Raw genomic sequence first — 16,183 nt, 5'->3', positions numbered from 1 at the left:
CGTCCCCCTGTCGAGACACGGAAGCTATGACCGAAAAGTCGCGACTGTCCGGCTGTTTCGGCGCAGCCCTTGACACGCATCACCGCTGCCGAACGGCCTGGCGTGGCGTTACTTGGCACAGCGTGGCGCGGCAACGAGGCCATACATGTGGCGGCACGGCCATATGTGACACAGCGTGGTGTTACAGGCGTGGCCATACGCGCGATCGAACGGTCATATGTGTCACGGCATGGCACTGCAGGCATGCCCGTAGGCGATGTTACGGACGCCCCGGCATCTACTCCGCGGCGACCGGCCAACCCGCCGATCCGCGGCCACTCGGCCTACGACGCGATCGGGAACGTGCTCTCCGGTGCCGGTGGCGGCTCTTCCGGAGAAGCCTTTCTGTCCGCCCTTACCCTGACCGACTGGGCCGTCGCCACGCAATGCGCGCAGAAGGTCCCACTCCGGCCCTCAAGGCAGGTGCAGTACCAGCGCAAGGCTCCGTCGACGATCCGGAACTCCACGCAGGCAGCACCGTCGGCCACCTCGGCGGTCACGAGCGGCGGGCTGAACCTGACCAGCTGCACCGCCCCCGACTTCTCCAGCTCATTACCGTGCGCCAATGTCACCTGATCCGCGCGGTCCGCCTCCGCTCCGATCAGATCCGCGATCCTCTGCATGGATGCCCCTCTCTATCTAGAAAGACGTACCGGGAGGGCTGGTGGTTCCTAATCACTACGTAGATCAATATGAAGGTATAAATCCTTTCTTGATCTAAATCGCCCGCACGTCTGGTCGCCGATCATCCACGTTGCTAGGGTTTCGCCACCGTTAAACGCGCATATCGGTAATGCGAGGCATTATGGCTAGCCGCAAACACTCGATCAGGGCTAAGATTTTCACCCTGCTACTGGTGCCGATTGTCTCCCTTATAGCGATTTGGGTATTTGCGGCGACCCTTACCGTCCAGGACGGTCAACAGTTACTCAGCGCCAGCAAGGGCTACCAGTACGGGGTGGTCCCCACCCGGGCGATGACCACCGCGTTCCAGCACGAGCGGTTGCTCTCCCTGTCCGTGCTGGGCGACGACATGATCTCGCGCGGCGCTCTGGACGCCCAGCGGATCCGGACGAACGCCGCGCGAACAGAGCTGGAACGGCTGGCGCCCGCGCTTGAGACGGGCCTGAGTCCGGCCGTGTGGAACCGGCTGCACCAGTTGCTGACCATGTTGGGCCGGGTCACCGAGCTCCGGAGCGGAGTGGACGCCCGTTCCGCCACCCCGTTGCAGACCCTGAACGGCTACAACGCGATCATCGCGGCGGCCTTCGAGGTCTACGAGAGGATCCGGGTGTCCTCGGACACCGAGCTGAACGACCAGACCCGGGCCGTCGTCATGGTCGGGCGGAGCCGCGAGATGCTCAGCCAGCAGGCCGCGCTGATCTCCGGCGCCGTGGCCGCGAAAGTCATGGGCGACGAGGAACGTGCCAAGTTCAGGGAGCTGGTCACCGGCCGCAGGCTGCTCTATTCGGTGGGGTTCAACCAGTTCGACGAGGAGTTCCGGGGGCTGTACAGGGAGTTGCAGGACTCCCCCGCCTACACCTCGTTCGAACGGATCGAGAACGCCATCGCCGCGGAGGCGAATCCGGAAACCTTCTGGATGACGGTCGCCGCGCCCCTCTCCGACAGCTTCGACAAACTCGGCGGAGACGTCAGCAGGCGCATCACCGAACGATCCATGCCGCTCGCCGTCGGCATCCTGATCCAGATCGGTCTCGCCGGCGGCCTCGGCCTGGTCGCGGTCGCGGTCTCCATCTTCGTCTCGGTACGGTTCGGCCGCCGGATCAGTGCCGAGCTCGTCGGCCTCCAGCGGGCCGCCCTCGACCTGGCGGACCGGCGGCTGCCCGAGGTGGTCGAACGGCTCCGCCGGGGTGAGGACGTCCGCTCGGAGGTGCCCGAACTCCACTACGGCAGCACCACCGAGATCGTCAGCGTCGGCGAGGCGTTCTCCTCGGTGCAGCGGACCGCCGTCGAGGCCGCCGTCGGCCAGGCCCACATGCGCAAGGGCCTCAACAAGGTATTCGTGAGCCTGGCCAGGCGGAACCAGTCCCTCCTGCACCGCCAGCTCGCCATGCTGGAGGCGATGGAGCAGCGGGCCAGCGATCCGGAGACCCTTGAGGACCTGTTCGGCCTGGACCACCTGACCACGCGCATGCGCCGTCACTCCGAGGGCCTGATCATCCTGTCCGGTTCGACCCCCGGCAGGGGCTGGCGGGTGCCGGTCACGATCTACGACGTGGTCCGCGCCGCCGTCGAGGAGGTCGAGGACTACCTGCGCGTGGCGGTAAGCGTGCCGCAGGGGCCCGCCGTGATCGGCACTGTCGTCACCGACGTGATCCATCTGATCGCCGAGCTGGTGGAGAACGCCGCCGTCTTCTCGCCCCCGCACACCTCGGTACGCGTCAACGGCCAGCTGGTGGCCAACGGCTACGCCATCGAGGTGGAGGACCGCGGGCTCGGCATCCCACCGGACAACATGGTCCAGCTCAACGAGCGACTGGCCAATCCTCCGGAGTTCGACCTGGCCGACAGCGACCGGCTCGGCCTGTTCGTCGTCACCCAGCTCGCCGCCCGCCACAACATCCGCGTCTCCCTCCGTTCCTCCCCCTTCGGCGGCACCACGGCGATCGTGCTCCTGCCGAGCGAACTGATGGCCGAGACGTCCATGCCCCGGTTCGCCCACTCGGTCGAGGTGGAGCAGGTCGCCTCGGGCGGCCTTCCCCGGCGGACCCGCCATTCCTTACCGGAGCGGACGCGGAAACCAGCGCCAGAACCGGGATCCAGACCGGCGCCGGCATCGGCGTCGAACAGCGCGCTGACGTCGTTCCGTGAGGGATGGCACCGCGCCGAGCAGGACAGCGGGGCGCCATGACGGAGCGCTGGCTCGACCGGGAGGCGGGCCCGATCGTCCGCCCCTACACGGTCACCCGGGGCCGGACCAAGGCCACCGGTGCGCAGTTCGACCTGATCGCCATGGTGGTGGCGACCAGGACCACGCGACGTGACCTGCCCCCCGAACATATGTCGATCATTAACACCTGCCGCGTGCCGACCTCGGTCGTGGAGGTGGTCGCGGAGACCGGCCTGCCCATCGGGGTGATCCAGGTGCTCCTGGGCGACCTGCGCGACGCCGGCCTGATCACCGTCCGGCTCCCCACGGGCCCCGTCACGGCTCCCAGGGAGAGCCTTCTCCGCGACGTACTCGCCGGGCTCAGAGCACTGTGACATCCCCTGCCCGGCCGCCCGATCAGAACAAGACGTCCCCGCCCCAACCCGACCAGAATACGTGACGTCCCCCGCTCAACCCGATCAGAACACCGTGAGGTCCCCGGCCCAACCAGATCAGAACACCGTGACGTCCCCGGCCCAGGCGCCCGATCAGGGATACGGCACTCCGGCTCGACCGCCCGATCAGAGCACGTGACCTCACGACGGCGGAGGTCGGGGGAAGTCAGTCGGTGGCCAGCCGGGCGTGCCGTTCCACGTCGTATCGCACGCCCTCGTAGTTGAGCTTGGCCCGCTCGATCCCCTCCACCAGGAAACCCGCCCTGGTCGCCACCGCGCAGGAGGCCGGATTGTCGAGCCGGTGTCCCAGTTCCAGCCGGAACAGCCCCCGCTCCTTGAACGCCCACTCCGCCAGCTTCCTGGCCGCGGCCGCGGCCACTCCGCGCCCCCTGGCGTGCGGTGACGTCCAGTAGGACACCCAACCGGTGTCGTGCGTGTCGATGTTGCTCACCGCGACGTTCCCCACGACCTGACCGTCCACCACCACGGCGAACGCCTTCGCGTCGTCCCGGAACCCCCACAACCCCATCCACTCCAGCGCCGCCGCGGGAGTGTCGACCGGGCGCGCCGCCTGCTGCGCCATGTCCGGAGAGCTGAACGCGTCCAGCAGGGCCGGCGCGTCGTCGGGATGCCACCCACGCAATTCCACTTCAATCATGCCGTGCAGGTTATTCGCCCTGGAAAGACCACGGAGTCCGGCGGGTTTCCATGAGATCCCGGTCGCCGACCCCGGCCCCCTCACCTACCTCGGCCGGAAAACGGACCGGACGGCACCGCGCACCGCGCACCGCGCACCGCGCACCGCGCACCGCGCACCGCGACGTGATGGTCTTCGCGTCTGCGACCTCCCCCGAATCGATCACATCCAGAATCTTCGCGAAAGGCGGCTCCCCCGTCTCCAAGCGCGGTGTCACCTGGTCCAGGCTCCTTTTCGGAGCCGCCGTGTGGAGGGCGATACGCGGCGTGTCGGCGTTTGAATCGGAAATCCCAGATAGATCTACGATCTGGCGGGCACTCAGCAACTATGAGTGACGCTTCGAAGAACCATGACTTCTGCGGAAACCGTGTCGGCAACGGACCTTTGAACCGGCCGAAGACGATGGGAGAGGTGGCCGTGACTCTGGCGGTCAGCGAATCACTCGCCAATCACGGCCACCATGCGCTGGTCAACGCGCATGAGACCGCGGCCGACAATCATCAGCTCATGGCCGACGCGGGTGTGGGTGACATCGAGGAGCACCTTGATCTGGCGCGTTGGCACCGCTGGTGCGCGATCGTGGAGAACCAGCTCGCCGATGAGGCGGATCGGCGGACTCCCACCACACGGAGAAGCAAAACCTGAGCCCTGCGTGCATCACTCCGCCACCGGCACATCGCGCTGCGGAACCAGGCCGGTGGTGGCCTTCGCCCGCCTGCTTCGAAGATCACCGTGCGCTGCCTCGAACGTCGTCTGCCCAATGGTTTGAGCGATGGCAGGAGAGTCGTTCCTCGTTTTTTCGCCGTTCACGACGGATAGGGCTCGCGGCCGCTCATGGCCGGGACCCCGCCCAGGGCGGGGCTGATCTAGCCGTTCACGACGGATGAGGGTCGCGCCCGCTCATGGCCGGGACTCCGTCCAGGGCGGGACCGATTTGGCCGTTCACGACGGATGGGGGTCGCGGCCACTCATGGCGAGGGCTCTGTCCAGGGTGGAGGCCGAGGCGGGGACGGTCACCTCCGGGCCCAGAATGCCGTACGCGCGGCCCTGCTCGGCCGTCATCGTCACCGCTTCGAGGGTCGCCGCCGCGAGATCCTCGCTCACGACCAGTTCCTGGCCGGTTGCTCGCGCCAGGTCCCAGCCGTGGACGACCAACTCCGTCAGGTACAGCTTCGCGACGACCAGGGACGGCATCTCCGCCATGGCCATGTAGCTCATTCCTTCGAGCGCGCCCGTTTCCTCCCAGGCCGCCGCCGTTCTCTCCAGCTGCTCCGCGACGTCGGCCTGGTATGGCGTGCCGTCGAAGGGCTCCTTGCGTGCGGCCAGCTCCGAGCCGTGCCCGGCCCAGGTGACCAGATGTTCGATCAACGCCCCCACGTTCCAGTCGTCGCAGGGCGTGGGATCGCCCAGACGGTCGGGCTTGACCCCTTCGACCACCGTGACGGCGCCTCGGGCCGCCTCACGCATCAGCTCGTAAAACTCCATGGCGGCTACGCTATGGACGTCCATCGTCCCCGTATTGAAGAAATGCGACATGCGACCGCAGTACGGAGGCACCCGGGGCATCCTCAATCCCACGAACGCCGTCGCCCGCTTCCACATCGACCGCCGGCCACCGGCGGATGACCTCACCCCGTTCGTCGCCCATTACTGGCACGTCGAATGGGATCTGCGGGAGCCGTACGAGCAGTGCGTGCTGCCCCATCCCGCCGTGAACATGACCTTCCTGCCGGATGGGGCGAACGTCAAGGGCGTGATCCGCGAGCCGTTCCACCAGGTGCTCACCGGCAGGGGCCGGGTCCTTGGCGTGATGTTCCACCCCGGCGGATTCCGGCCTTTCCTCGGTGCGCCGCTGTCCACCATCACGGACCGCACGCTCGAGTTGGCGGACGTCTTCGGGCCGGCCGGTCCCCAGCTGGCGCGGGCCGTGTCGAACGCTCCGGACGAGGCGGCGATGATCGCGCCGGTGGACGAGTTTCTCCGCGCGACACGGCCGGAGCGTGACGCCACCGCCGAGGAGGTGACGGAGATGGTCGCCCTGGCGGCAGGCGATTCCAGCATTGTCCGGGTCGGCGACCTGGCGGGCCACCTCGGCGTATCCGCGAGAAGGCTGCAGCGGCTCTTCGCGGAATACGTGGGGGTGGGGCCGAAATGGGTGATCCGGCGTTACCGGATGCACGAGGCCGCGGAACGGGCGGGATCCGGACTGACCGTCGACTGGACGGCCCTCGCCGTGGAACTCGGATACAGCGACCAGGCCCACTTCATCCGCGACTTCACGAACACGGTCGGGATGCCCCCGCTGCGGTACGCGCGGCTGGTCCGCGACAGCGAAACCGCTCGGGAAGGCGGACCTGCGCAGACGCCGACGGTGACCCGGGGGCCGGGACTCCACCGGTGAGCATCAACGTCGAGGACTGATCCGCCGGTCAGCGGATGAAGCGGTCGCGGCGGCGGCGGGCGGCGGGCGGCGGGCGGCGCGGATCTCGGCGTCGGCGACGTCGTTGAGCGGGGCGCGCAGATCACCCGGACACGTTCCACGAGAGGGATATGGAGTGGGCCAGCCGCTCCGCGCGTATGGACAGGCGACTGCCGTCGATGGTCGCCTGGTCGTACACAAGAACGGCCGAATCGACGCCCTTGGTGACACGCTCGCTGGCGAAGACCGGGCTGCCGGCCGGAAGCCGCAGGATCTCCCCTGCGCGGGGGGTCACTTTCTCGGGGCGAAACGATTCCGCCGCCGAGGCGATGGCCGCCCCGCACAGCTCGGCCAACGCCTGGTAGAGCGGGGTGACCTCAAAATCCACGTGCCGGATCACCGGGGCGAACGGTTCGGGCACCCAGGAGACCTGGTGGACGGCGAGGCGGCCGTCCACCGCACGGATCCGTTCAAGCCTGAGACCGCGGGCACCGCTCCCGACCGCCAGGTTCTCGACGACCTTCGCGGGCAGCCTGCGCACCTGCACCGACACCACCTGGGTGGTCACGGTCCGGCCCTGGGCCCGCAACTCGTCGGCGAGGCTGCGCAGCGACGCCACCTGGTAGGCCGCCAAGGGCGGGGTGACAAACGTCCCCCGGCCCGGTTGCTGGACGACGAGCCCTTGATCGGAAAGGCCGCTCAGGGCCTGCCGCAAAGTCATCAGAGTGACGCCAAGCGATTCCGCAAGCTTCCGTTGAGGTGGAAGTGCCTGGCCGGGACGGTAGACGCCACTCCGGATCCGATCGGAAAGCTCATCCTGAAGGATCCGGTACTTCGGTCGGACCGCCCCGCTGACCCCGCCCACGTCCTTCATGAAGGCTGATCGTATCCCGCGACGTCGGACGGGGGCGATCGCCCGTCGGCGATCGGCTGCGAAGGCCCGAAACCACGGCGGCAGGCGGCTCGCGGCCGTCCCCGGTGCGAAGCCCGATCCCGCCGCCCGGGACGCACGCGGGACTGCGAATCCGTTTACAACGGCCGTTCCCTTCGACCATACTGCTTCAACAGTTCTAGAACGGAGAGCCATGAGTCTCATGATGTGGGACACCGAGTCGAGTTCCGCCCCACCCCGCCGGTCGGGCATGGACGATCCCGGTCCCGAGGGCCGCTTCGGCCGCTTCGGCGGCCGGTTCGTGCCGGAGTCCCTGATCCCCGCGTGCGAGGAACTCGAGCGGGGATTCCGCGAAGCCTGGGCGGACCCGGCCTTTCGCGCCGCACTGAACCAGACGCTGGCGCTGTACGCCGGACGGCCCACCCCCGTGACTCCCGCCGCGCGGCTGTCCGCCGAGCTCGGCGTCACGCTGTTGCTCAAGCGGGAGGACCTGGCCCACACCGGCTCCCACAAGATCAATAATGTGATCGGTCAGGCGCTGCTCGCCCGCCGGATGGGCAAGACCCATCTGCTGGCCGAGACCGGTGCGGGGCAGCACGGGGTGGCGACCGCGACGGCGGGGGCACTCCTCGGCCTGGACGTCACCGTCTTCATGGGCGAGCGCGACATGGAGCGCCAGCAGCTCAACGTCTTCCGTATGGAGCTGCTGGGCGCCCGGGTCATCGGGGTCTCCAGCGGTAGCCGGACTCTCAAGGACGCGTGCAGCGAGGCGCTCCGGAACTGGGTGGGCGCGGTGGACGACACGCACTACTGCATCGGCTCGGTGATGGGCCCGCACCCCTACCCCTGGATGGTCCGCGAGTTCCAGCGCGTGATCGGCGAGGAGGCCCGCGGCCAGTGCGCGGACCTGCTCACGCACGCCGTTCCGGACGTCGTGGTGGCCTGCGTGGGGGGCGGCTCGAATGCCGCCGGAGTTTTCGCCGGCTTCGTCGACACCTCCGCACGCCTCGTGGGAGTCGAGCCCGAAGGGGGCGCGGCCGTGACGTTCGGGCAGCCGGGGGTGCTGCACGGCTTCCAGTCCTATGTGCTCCAGGACGACTCCGGCCAGATCCTGGAGGCCACGTCCGTCTCGGCGGGTCTCGACTACCCGGGGGTGGGTCCCGAGCACGCTCATCTGGCGGACACCGGCCGCGCCTCCTACGTCACCGTGTCCGACGACGAGGCGGTGGCGGCCGTCTCGCGGCTGGCCCGCACGGAGGGCATTCTCCCGGCACTCGAGTCGGCCCACGCCGTGGCCTGGGTGCTGCGGGCGGCCGGCACCGCCGACCTGCCGTCGGGTTCGACGGTGCTCGTCAACCTGTCCGGCCGCGGCGACAAGGACGCCGACCAGCTTGCGAGGCTCATGTGACCACCGGCCTTTTGGAAGCACACCTGCGCGGGCGGCGTGACGCCGGACGGGCCCTGCTGGTGCCCTACGTCACCGGCGGCGTGACCGCCGACTGGCTCGACTATGCCCGCGCGTACGCCGAGGCGGGCGCGGACGCGATCGAGGTCGGTCTTCCGTTCTCCGACCCCATGCTGGACGGGGGCACGATCCAGGAGGCATCGGACCGCGCGCTGAGCCGCGGGGTCACGCCGGGAGGGCTGCTGGAGGAACTCTCGGGAGCGAACGTCGGCGCGCCCCTGATCATCATGACCTACGGCAACGTGGTGTACCGGACCGGCCCGGAGGAGTTCTGCAGACGACTGGCCGAGGTCGGCGTCGCCGGGCTGATCGTGCCCGACGTGCCGTACGACGAGGTTCGGGAGGTGTCCGAAGCGGCACTCGCGGCGGGGATCGAACTGGTGCTCCTCGCCGCGCCCAGTACCACCGCGTCGCGACTGGAGCGCATCGCCGCCGAGAGCCGCGGCTTCGTCTACGGCGTCACGGTCATGGGCACGACCGGCGAGCGCGGTGCGCTCGCCGAGTCGGCCGGGTCGGTCGCCGTCCGGCTGCGTGAGCTGACCACCAAGCCGGTCCTGATGGGGTTCGGCATCTCGACTCCCGCACAGGCCGTCGAGGCTGCCGCCCATGCGGACGGGGTGATCGTCGCTTCGGCCCTCATGCGCCGCGTCATCGAGGGTGCCACCCCCGCCGAGCTGGGCGCCGACGTCCTGGCCATCAGGCGGGCCCTGGACGTGCCGCAGGAGTGAACCTTCGGCCAGGAGGCGGGGCTGAAGCCCCGGTCCTTTTTCGGAGCACGGGAATGACGTCGCCGGGAAGGCGATTCCCGCCGCTCGACCATGGGCGGATACGAGAGACCGCGTTCCGCAGACGAGGAGGCTCCGTGTCGGCGTGGGGTGAGGACGGCCCTCCGGGTCGGCGAGGACCGTCCACGGGACGTCCGGTCGATGGTCGCCGGCCTTCCGGCGGCGGGGTGTCACCACGCTCACCGGAAGGCCCAGCAGAACCACATTCACCGGCATCCCGGAAAAGGGACGGCTCAGGACGAGGTGACGTGACGCCGACCGGAGGCGAGCCCGGCGGGCGCGGCGGCCAGGGCCTTCTGGATGGCCTCGACCAGTGCCAGCGCCGACTCCTCGGTGAGCTCGACCGCCACCCGCGCCGAGGGACCGTCGGCCGGGTTGGTGAAGTCGATGTTCACCGTGTGCTCGTGACAGGCGTGGTAGGGGTGGTCAACGTAGACGGCGCCCTCGCTGAGCGTGAACCAGCCGGAGCCTCCCTTGCCGGCACCGTCGAGCTCGATCTTCTCGGTGAGATATGTGCACATGCTGGTCTCCTACTCAGACACTGAGGTGACGGCCGAAGAAATCGAAGACCTTCTTCCAGCCCTCCACCGCGGCGGCGGGGCGGTAGGAGGGCCGGTCGGGCGAGAAGAACGCGTGCCCGGCGTCCGGGTAGCTGTGGAACTCGTGCTCCTTGCCCAGCTTCTCCAGCTCGGCGGAGAGCGCGGCGACCTCCTCCGGTCCCGGATAGGCGTCGTCGGCGCCGAACAGCCCGAGCAGCGGGCAGGACAGGTCGGGAGCCTTGGAGATCAGCGACTTCATCTGGAGCGGGGACTCCGGAGGAGTCTCGTTCACCACGAACGCGCCGTAGCAGTCCACGGCTGCGTCGAGCTGCAGCGAGGTGGCCGCGAGGAAGGACTGCCGACCGCCCGAGCAGTATCCGATCACGCCGATCTTGCCGTTGGCGTGGTCGAGAGAGTTGAGATAGGCCGCGGCCGCGGCCACGTCGCCGACGAGCTGCTCGTCCGGGACACCGCCCTTCGCCCGTGCGGCGGCGGCCTGGTCGTCGGGGCTGACGCCGGCGCCCTCCCTGGAGTAGAGGTTCGGGCAGATCGCCGCGTACCCGTTCGCCGCGAACTTGCGGACGATCTCCTTGGTGGAGGTGTCGTATCCGGGCAGGTGGTGGATCACCACTACGCCACCGCGCGGGCTGTCGCCGAGCGGCCGGGCCAGGTAGGCCTCAAGCTCGGCCTGCCCGCCCCCGGTGATCTCGACCGTACCGGCCCACATCGCGTCGTTCATATCTGGCATATCCCTGTCTCCTTCTGCTCCGCACGAATCTGTGCTGTATGCGTGAATCGGCCACCGCGCACCACGGGCCGGCCGATGACAGGCGTGGACCCGCGGCCCTGCCGACGTTCGACCGGGGCCGTGACGACGGGGTCGGGCTCGTCAGGAGCCATCGGCCTCGCTCCTGTCCATGATCCTGTTCAGCAGCCTTGCCGCGTCCCGCAACCGAGCCGTCTCCTCGTCGGTGAGTTCCTCATCGATGGCGGTGACCAGCCACCGAGCACGCCGGGCACGGTCCTCGACGACCGCCTCGCGACCACGCGTGGTGACCGACCACAGGATCTGCCGCCGGTCATGCGGATCGGGTACGCGGTCGACAAAACCCTGGTCGTGCAGGGCGGCCAGAGTGACCGCCATCGACTGGGGCGTGATCTGCTCGGCGGCCGCGAGACCGCTCGCCGTCATCGGGCTGCAGCGTTCAAGCCGCCGCAGCGCCATAGCCTGCTGGTTCGGCATTCCCGATTCACGGCGGAGGCGACGTACCGCCCGGCCGATCGCGGCTCGGAGCTCCTCGGCGACTGCCTCCGCGTGCGATAGATCACTCACCTCCGAAATAGTACACAGTTAAACTTAACAGTTTCACTGAGCTTATTTGCGTGCAGGGGCGGCCATCCGCTCACGTACGGACACGCCACGCGTCCCGCGAAGATCTTCCCCCTGACCGCGGCGCCGTCGTACGGCGGACACCAGGAAACCCTCCTCGGATCGACGTCCGGATCAGATCGACCATCCAAACAGAGAGCACTGCTCTTGACATCATCGATCGAATAAAAGAGCATTGCTCTCGAAACGGGGCACCGACCTCATCGGATGCTCATCCCTCCCCTCGATCGGAGAACTCGTGAACACCGGCAATTCCCCCCTCGCCGCAGGACGGGCACGCCTGGGAGCCCTGTCCCTCGCGATCACCGGCGTCCTGTTCCTGCTCTATCCGCTGGTGCGGCCCTACGCCGACGAGAAGTCGATGCAGGGTGCGGAGGCGATGGCGTCCCCCGCCTGGGTCGCGGCGCACCTGTTCGGCGCGGTCGGCTTCATCTTCCTGGCCCTGGGCCTGCTGGGCCTGCGCATCGCGCTGAGGGAGACGGTCGCCGAACCGCTCGCCTCCCGCGCGGTCGTGGTGACCTGGATAGGAGCGGGGCTCACCCTGCTGTACTTCGGAGCCGAGGACTTCAGCCTGAACGCCATCGGACAGCGGGCCGTCAACGAGCAGAACCTCAAGCTGCTGGTGGAGCTGACCGAAGCGGTGCGCTACAACCCGGCCGCGATCACCGTGTTCGGCGCCGGGCTGGTGTTGCTGGCGGTCGGCTCGATCCTGGCCGCCGTCGCCGTCTGGCGATCCGGCCTCCTGCCCCGCTGGAGCGGCGTCCCGCTCGCTCTCGGCTTCGCCCTCTTCATCCCGCAGTTCTTCGGAACCCCGGCGATGAGGATCGCCCACGGCCTGCTGATCACAGCGGGGAGCCTCTGGCTGGCGTCCTCCCTGTGGCGCGCACAACGCCGGTGACCACGGCCGATCCGCGAGGAGTCTTCCCGGCTCCGCCCTCGTCGCGGAGATCGGCACCGCCCCGGCACGACTCCGCCGGCCGCCCTCCTCGCATGCGCCTACGTCTAAACGGCGATTCGACCACGTTTTAACGAGTTTGTGATCTTTGGGTCATCCGGCCGACATGGGGTGCTCTGACAGTGAACTGGCTTCCTAACCTCGGGAGAAACACCTGTGACGCCACCAGCCCCCACTGACGCCGAACTCAACGTCCTGATCAGAGCCCGGCTCGCCTCACTGGGCATCGATCTCGACCAACTGCCCCCCGGTACGACGGCGGACCCGGAAACGGGATCGCCGGGCCGTGACTCGGTGCTCGCCTCACTCCGTTCGTTCATGCGCGGCACGGTCGCGACGCTCGCCGCCTACCAGCTTCCCGCCCCCGCAGGGACCAACCCCACCGCCGACCCCGCGACCGCCGCCGCGCTGTCCCAGCAACGTGCGCCGATGCTCTATCCCTCCATCAGCCTGGAGTGGCGGAAGTGAGCGCGATGGAAGAGACAGTGGAACAGCCCTCCGATCTCACCTTCAACCGGCGCGCGTTCCTGGCCCGGACCGCGACGGTGGGTGCGGTCGCCGGCATCGCGGTGGCTCTGCCCGCACCGGCGCTGGCCGGTGGCTCGAACAAGGACCGCGGCCTCGACTCGCCCAACGCCTACGTGAAGCCCCGCCCGCAGGCCATGGCCGACCCGACCGAGCTGACGCTGGCCGAAGCCGCCTGGATGATCCGTAATCGCAAGATCAGCTCGTTGGAGCTGGTGGAGGCCTACCTCGCCCGGATCGACGCGTTCGAAACGACGTATCTGGCCTTCAACACCGTCCTCGCCGACGCCGCCCGCGAGGCGGCGAAGACCATCGCCCGGCGACCCCACCGCGGCCCGCTGCACGGGATCCCGCTCGCCATCAAGGACAACTACTACACCGAAGGTGTGCGCACCACGGCGAACTCGTTCCTCTTCAAGGACTTCGTGCCGCCGTTCGACGCGACCGCCGTGGCCCGCCTCAAGGCCGGCGGGGCGATCGTGCTCGGCAAGACGCAGATGGGCCCGCTGGCCACCACGCGGGCCACGACCCCGGCCGGCGTGATCACCACGGTCAACGCGTGGGCGCCGTCCCAGCCGAACGTCGACCCCGGCGGATCGTCGTCCGGTACGGCGACCTCGGTGGCCGGCCGGATGGCCACGTCCGGTACCGGCACCCAGACGGGCGGCTCCATCACCGCGCCGTCGAACGCGCAGAACCTCACCGGCCTCAAGCCGACCATGGGCCGGGTCTCGCTGTACGGGATCATCCCGCTCTCCTACACCCGCGACCATCCCGGCACGCTCGCCCGGGACGCCAAAGACGCGGCGATCATGCTTACCGCGATGGCCGGCGAGGACCCGGCCGACCCGCGTACCCAGGGCCTGCCCAAGGTGCCCAACCTCATCGACGCGGCCACCCCCGTCTACACCGGAAACCGGCTCAAGCTGCGGTGGAACACCCGCATCGGGGTGCTGCCCGGCTACGCGGACGGCACCTCCGAGACCGCCCTGGCGCGCAAGAAGTTCCTGAGCACCATGGCGGCGATCCGGGGGGTCACGCTCGTCGACGTGCCGTTCCCCGACGAGTGGGCTCTGCTGTCGGGCAACGACTTCAACAACGTCCGCCTGCCGGAACGCAGCGAGCCTTTCATGCCGTATCTCCGTTCTGACCTGCGCGGTTTCGGAGTCTCGGTGCTGGGCTGGCTGCAGGGGGCGATGCTGGGCGCGAACGAACTCGTCACCGGGCAGCGGGCCAAGCTGCTGTTGCTGGAGCGGGTGCTGGACCAGGTGTTCGACAAGTGCGACGTGGTGGTGCAGACGTCGCCGACGCCGTTCGACGCCATCGGCCTGCCGGAGATCGGCTTCCCGATCGGGTTCACCGCGGCGGGCACGCCCATGGGGACGATCCTCGGCGGCCTGCCGTACGCGGAGGATCGTCTGCTGTCCGTCGTCGCCGCCTACCAGGCGGCCTCCGACTGGCACTGGCGCCGACCGGCGGATCCGTCAACCGCCGCGCTGCGTACGACGGCGGCCGAGCGGGGCCGTCTCAGCGCCGAGGAGGTCGCCGAGCAGTCGCAGTGACGAACCCCGGCCCCGGATCGGCCTCAGGAGAGCCGAACGATCCGGGGCCGGGATTCAACGCGGTGCGCAGGGCCTCTCATCGCAGGATCCCGCGATGAGAGGCGGGCCTTCATGGTGCGCGGGTACTTCACGCGGACGCTCCCCCGGCCGGGCACCGCGAAGGCGTGCCCCACGCCCACGGCACGCAGCACCCCTACAGGGCAAACGTCGGCGGTGAGATGAGTTTTCGCCACGGATCGGGTCTCTACTGAGGAGGAGCTTCTCAGACTCTACGAAGGATTCGCAGTGGCGATTACACATGTCCGCATCGACACCATCGCGACATTGGAGGACCCGGACGGCAACCACGTCGACATTCCTGAGTCGCCGGCCGACCACCTGCCTGCCGGGCGGCCGCGATGACGATCCAGGACACGACCGTGACCTGCTCCACGGGCGATGCCCAGGTCCCGGTGCGGCGCGGTTCGTCCCGCTACGGGGCGCCGCCGTATCGTCGTGAGGCCGGGGAGGGTGCGGTGGACTCCGAGGGGTTCGACCGGCTGACCGACCCGTACCGGCCCGAGCTGCTGGCGCACTGCTACCGGATTCTCGGCTCGGTGCACGACGCCGAGGACCTGGTGCAGGAGACGTACCTGCGCGCCTGGCGTGCCTACGGCGGTTTCGACGGTCGCTCCTCACTGCGCTTCTGGCTCTACCGGATCGCGACGAACGTCTGCCTGACCGCACTGGAGCACCGCAGCCGGCGGTTCCTGCCCGCCGGGCTCGGCGCTCCCGGCGATGATCCGGATGAGACGTCCGGTCTGCCGGGATCCGAGGTCGAGTGGGTTCAGCCGCTGCCGGGCCCCGCCTCGGACGCCACAGCGAACGACCCCGCGTCGATCGTCGTCTCCCGCGGCAGCGTTCGGCTCGCCCTGGTCGTGGCTCTTCAGCAACTGCCGCCGAAACAGCGTGTCGTGCTGATCCTGCGCGACGTGCTCGCCTGGCGTGCCGCCGAGGTCGCCGAGCTCCTCGACACGACGACGACCGCCGTCAACAGCTCGCTGCAGCGGGCTCGTGCCCACCTCGAACGGGTCGCGCCCACGGAGGACGACATCACCGAACCTCTCGACGCGGACCATCAAGCGCTGCTCGACCGGTACGTCAGGGCTTTCGAAAATGCCGACATCGACACCTTGCTGCGCGTGCTCCGCAGCGACGTGACCTTGGAGATGCCGCCCGAGCCGCTGTGGTTCGCCGGGCACGAGGCCGTCGGCCGGTTCGTCGCCTCCAGGATCTTCGTCGGTCCCGGGGTCCTGCGCCTGCTGCCCGTCACGGCCAACGGACAGCCCGCGCTGGCGACGTACTGGCGCGGAGAGGACGGGGTGTTCCGTGCCCATGCCATTCAGGTCCTCACCATGTCGGGGAACAAGGTCGCGCGGATGGTCATCTTCCGCGAGCCCTCGCTGTTCCCCGCCTTCGGCCTGCCCCGGGACCTGGGCGTGGCCGGGCCGGCGTCACACGACTCAGCCCGTGCCTGATCGACACGGGCGTTGACCCGCGCGTTTCCCGTCCGCGTAGGCGATGAGGTTTCAGCCGGGACGAGGTCTTTATTCGTAGTACCGAATCCGCGGTACTGCGAGCGGCATATGGC

Annotated in this window: 17 protein-coding genes; 10 read left to right on the top strand and 7 right to left on the bottom strand. The window is 68.8% G+C overall.

Going from position 1 to position 16,183, the window contains the following annotated elements; genetic code table 11:
• Positions 1-323: 323 nt before the first annotated feature.
• Positions 324-662 (bottom strand): hypothetical protein, encoded by a 339-nt coding sequence (locus DKM19_RS01145; RefSeq protein ID WP_110694086.1) that lies wholly within the window; start codon positions 660-662, stop codon positions 324-326.
• A 335-nt stretch (positions 663-997) separates the two neighbouring features.
• Between DKM19_RS01145 and DKM19_RS01140 the strand changes: the two genes are divergently transcribed.
• Together DKM19_RS01140 and DKM19_RS01135 are read left to right on the top strand one after the other, a co-directional pair.
• The gene (locus DKM19_RS01140; protein ID WP_162641182.1) at positions 998-2,911 is read left to right on the top strand and encodes a sensor histidine kinase; all 1,914 of its coding nucleotides are present in this window, start codon (positions 998-1,000) and stop codon (positions 2,909-2,911) included.
• Positions 2,908-3,264, top strand: a complete 357-nt coding sequence (locus tag DKM19_RS01135; RefSeq protein ID WP_110694084.1) for a DUF742 domain-containing protein — start codon at positions 2,908-2,910, stop codon at positions 3,262-3,264. The genes DKM19_RS01140 and DKM19_RS01135 overlap by 4 nt, the downstream gene beginning before the upstream one ends.
• A 226-nt stretch (positions 3,265-3,490) precedes the next feature.
• On the opposite strand, the gene DKM19_RS01130 is transcribed toward DKM19_RS01135, so the two are convergent.
• A complete protein-coding gene (locus DKM19_RS01130; protein WP_089213513.1) occupies positions 3,491-3,982 on the bottom strand; it encodes a GNAT family N-acetyltransferase in 492 nt (163 codons plus the stop codon).
• Positions 3,983-4,438: 456 nt separating this feature from the next.
• Between DKM19_RS01130 and DKM19_RS01120 the strand changes: the two genes are divergently transcribed.
• Positions 4,439-4,666: a hypothetical protein gene (locus tag DKM19_RS01120; RefSeq protein ID WP_162641180.1), complete on the top strand. Its 228-nt coding sequence runs from the start codon at positions 4,439-4,441 to the stop codon at positions 4,664-4,666.
• Between the two features lie 297 nt (positions 4,667-4,963).
• On the opposite strand, the gene DKM19_RS01115 is transcribed toward DKM19_RS01120, so the two are convergent.
• Positions 4,964-5,506 carry a TIGR03086 family metal-binding protein gene (locus DKM19_RS01115; protein WP_162641179.1) on the bottom strand — a complete coding sequence of 181 codons (543 nt, stop codon included), beginning with the start codon at positions 5,504-5,506 and terminating at the stop codon, positions 4,964-4,966.
• Positions 5,507-5,555: 49 nt separating this feature from the next.
• Between DKM19_RS01115 and DKM19_RS01110 the strand changes: the two genes are divergently transcribed.
• Complete coding sequence (locus DKM19_RS01110; protein WP_110694081.1) at positions 5,556-6,422, top strand: helix-turn-helix transcriptional regulator; 867 nt, start codon at positions 5,556-5,558, stop codon at positions 6,420-6,422.
• 121 nt (positions 6,423-6,543) lie between these two features.
• Here the strand turns inward: DKM19_RS01110 and DKM19_RS01105 are convergent, their stop codons facing one another.
• Positions 6,544-7,314, bottom strand: coding sequence for a GntR family transcriptional regulator (locus DKM19_RS01105; RefSeq protein WP_110694080.1), 771 nt, complete (start codon positions 7,312-7,314; stop codon positions 6,544-6,546).
• A gap of 220 nt (positions 7,315-7,534) precedes the next feature.
• On the opposite strand from DKM19_RS01105, the gene trpB reads away from it, so the two are divergent.
• Both trpB and trpA read left to right on the top strand, forming a co-directional pair.
• The gene (gene trpB / locus DKM19_RS01100; RefSeq protein ID WP_369990858.1) at positions 7,535-8,740 is read left to right on the top strand and encodes a tryptophan synthase subunit beta; all 1,206 of its coding nucleotides are present in this window, start codon (positions 7,535-7,537) and stop codon (positions 8,738-8,740) included.
• Positions 8,737-9,525 (top strand): tryptophan synthase subunit alpha, encoded by a 789-nt coding sequence (trpA, locus tag DKM19_RS01095; RefSeq protein ID WP_204358610.1) that lies wholly within the window; start codon positions 8,737-8,739, stop codon positions 9,523-9,525. Before trpB ends, trpA begins: the two co-directional genes overlap by 4 nt.
• Before the next feature lie 290 nt (positions 9,526-9,815).
• On the opposite strand, the gene DKM19_RS01090 is transcribed toward trpA, so the two are convergent.
• The 3 genes from DKM19_RS01090 to DKM19_RS01080 all read right to left on the bottom strand — a co-directional run bounded on the left by DKM19_RS01090 (position 9,816) and on the right by DKM19_RS01080 (position 11,364).
• Entirely contained in the window at positions 9,816-10,103 is a 288-nt protein-coding gene (locus tag DKM19_RS01090; protein ID WP_110694079.1) for a DUF6295 family protein, read from the bottom strand.
• Positions 10,104-10,116: 13 nt separating this feature from the next.
• Positions 10,117-10,869: a dienelactone hydrolase family protein gene (locus tag DKM19_RS01085; protein WP_239514026.1), complete on the bottom strand. Its 753-nt coding sequence runs from the start codon at positions 10,867-10,869 to the stop codon at positions 10,117-10,119.
• 141 nt (positions 10,870-11,010) lie between these two features.
• Positions 11,011-11,364, bottom strand: a complete 354-nt coding sequence (locus DKM19_RS01080) for a MarR family transcriptional regulator (protein WP_110694077.1) — start codon at positions 11,362-11,364, stop codon at positions 11,011-11,013.
• A gap of 385 nt (positions 11,365-11,749) precedes the next feature.
• On the opposite strand from DKM19_RS01080, the gene DKM19_RS01075 reads away from it, so the two are divergent.
• The 4 genes from DKM19_RS01075 to DKM19_RS01060 all read left to right on the top strand — a co-directional run bounded on the left by DKM19_RS01075 (position 11,750) and on the right by DKM19_RS01060 (position 16,070).
• A complete protein-coding gene (locus DKM19_RS01075) occupies positions 11,750-12,409 on the top strand; it encodes a hypothetical protein (protein WP_162641178.1) in 660 nt (219 codons plus the stop codon).
• A 213-nt stretch (positions 12,410-12,622) separates the two neighbouring features.
• Positions 12,623-12,934 (top strand): hypothetical protein, encoded by a 312-nt coding sequence (locus DKM19_RS01070; RefSeq protein ID WP_110694075.1) that lies wholly within the window; start codon positions 12,623-12,625, stop codon positions 12,932-12,934.
• A 5-nt stretch (positions 12,935-12,939) separates the two neighbouring features.
• On the top strand, positions 12,940-14,553 hold the full coding sequence (locus DKM19_RS01065) for an amidase (protein ID WP_110705409.1): 1,614 nt from the start codon (positions 12,940-12,942) through the stop codon (positions 14,551-14,553).
• 398 nt (positions 14,554-14,951) lie between these two features.
• Positions 14,952-16,070: a sigma-70 family RNA polymerase sigma factor gene (locus DKM19_RS01060; RefSeq protein WP_110694074.1), complete on the top strand. Its 1,119-nt coding sequence runs from the start codon at positions 14,952-14,954 to the stop codon at positions 16,068-16,070.
• The last annotated feature ends 113 nt before the right edge of the window (positions 16,071-16,183 follow it).

The organism is Streptosporangium sp. 'caverna' (assembly GCF_003203775.1).
In the GTDB taxonomy this organism is placed as follows: Bacteria; Actinomycetota; Actinomycetes; order Streptosporangiales; family Streptosporangiaceae; genus Streptosporangium; species Streptosporangium subroseum.
This window is presented reverse-complemented; position numbering and strand designations above follow the sequence as displayed.

Bases quoted from the DNA above. Each gene is read 5' to 3' on its own strand.
- DKM19_RS01145 (WP_110694086.1), bottom strand. From the start codon at position 662: ATGCAGAGGATCGCGGATCTGATCGGAGCGGAGGCGGACCGCGCGGAT.
- DKM19_RS01135 (WP_110694084.1), top strand. From the start codon at position 2,908: ATGACGGAGCGCTGGCTCGACCGGGAGGCGGGCCCGATCGTCCGCCCC.
- DKM19_RS01130 (WP_089213513.1), bottom strand. From the start codon at position 3,982: ATGATTGAAGTGGAATTGCGTGGGTGGCATCCCGACGACGCGCCGGCC.
- DKM19_RS01115 (WP_162641179.1), bottom strand. From the start codon at position 5,506: ATGGAGTTTTACGAGCTGATGCGTGAGGCGGCCCGAGGCGCCGTCACG.
- DKM19_RS01110 (WP_110694081.1), top strand. From the start codon at position 5,556: ATGCGACCGCAGTACGGAGGCACCCGGGGCATCCTCAATCCCACGAAC.
- DKM19_RS01105 (WP_110694080.1), bottom strand. From the start codon at position 7,314: ATGAAGGACGTGGGCGGGGTCAGCGGGGCGGTCCGACCGAAGTACCGG.
- trpB (WP_369990858.1), top strand. From the start codon at position 7,535: ATGATGTGGGACACCGAGTCGAGTTCCGCCCCACCCCGCCGGTCGGGC.
- DKM19_RS01090 (WP_110694079.1), bottom strand. From the start codon at position 10,103: ATGTGCACATATCTCACCGAGAAGATCGAGCTCGACGGTGCCGGCAAG.
- DKM19_RS01085 (WP_239514026.1), bottom strand. From the start codon at position 10,869: ATGCCAGATATGAACGACGCGATGTGGGCCGGTACGGTCGAGATCACC.
- DKM19_RS01080 (WP_110694077.1), bottom strand. From the start codon at position 11,364: ATGCCGAACCAGCAGGCTATGGCGCTGCGGCGGCTTGAACGCTGCAGC.
- DKM19_RS01065 (WP_110705409.1), top strand. From the start codon at position 12,940: ATGGAAGAGACAGTGGAACAGCCCTCCGATCTCACCTTCAACCGGCGC.
- DKM19_RS01060 (WP_110694074.1), top strand. From the start codon at position 14,952: ATGACGATCCAGGACACGACCGTGACCTGCTCCACGGGCGATGCCCAG.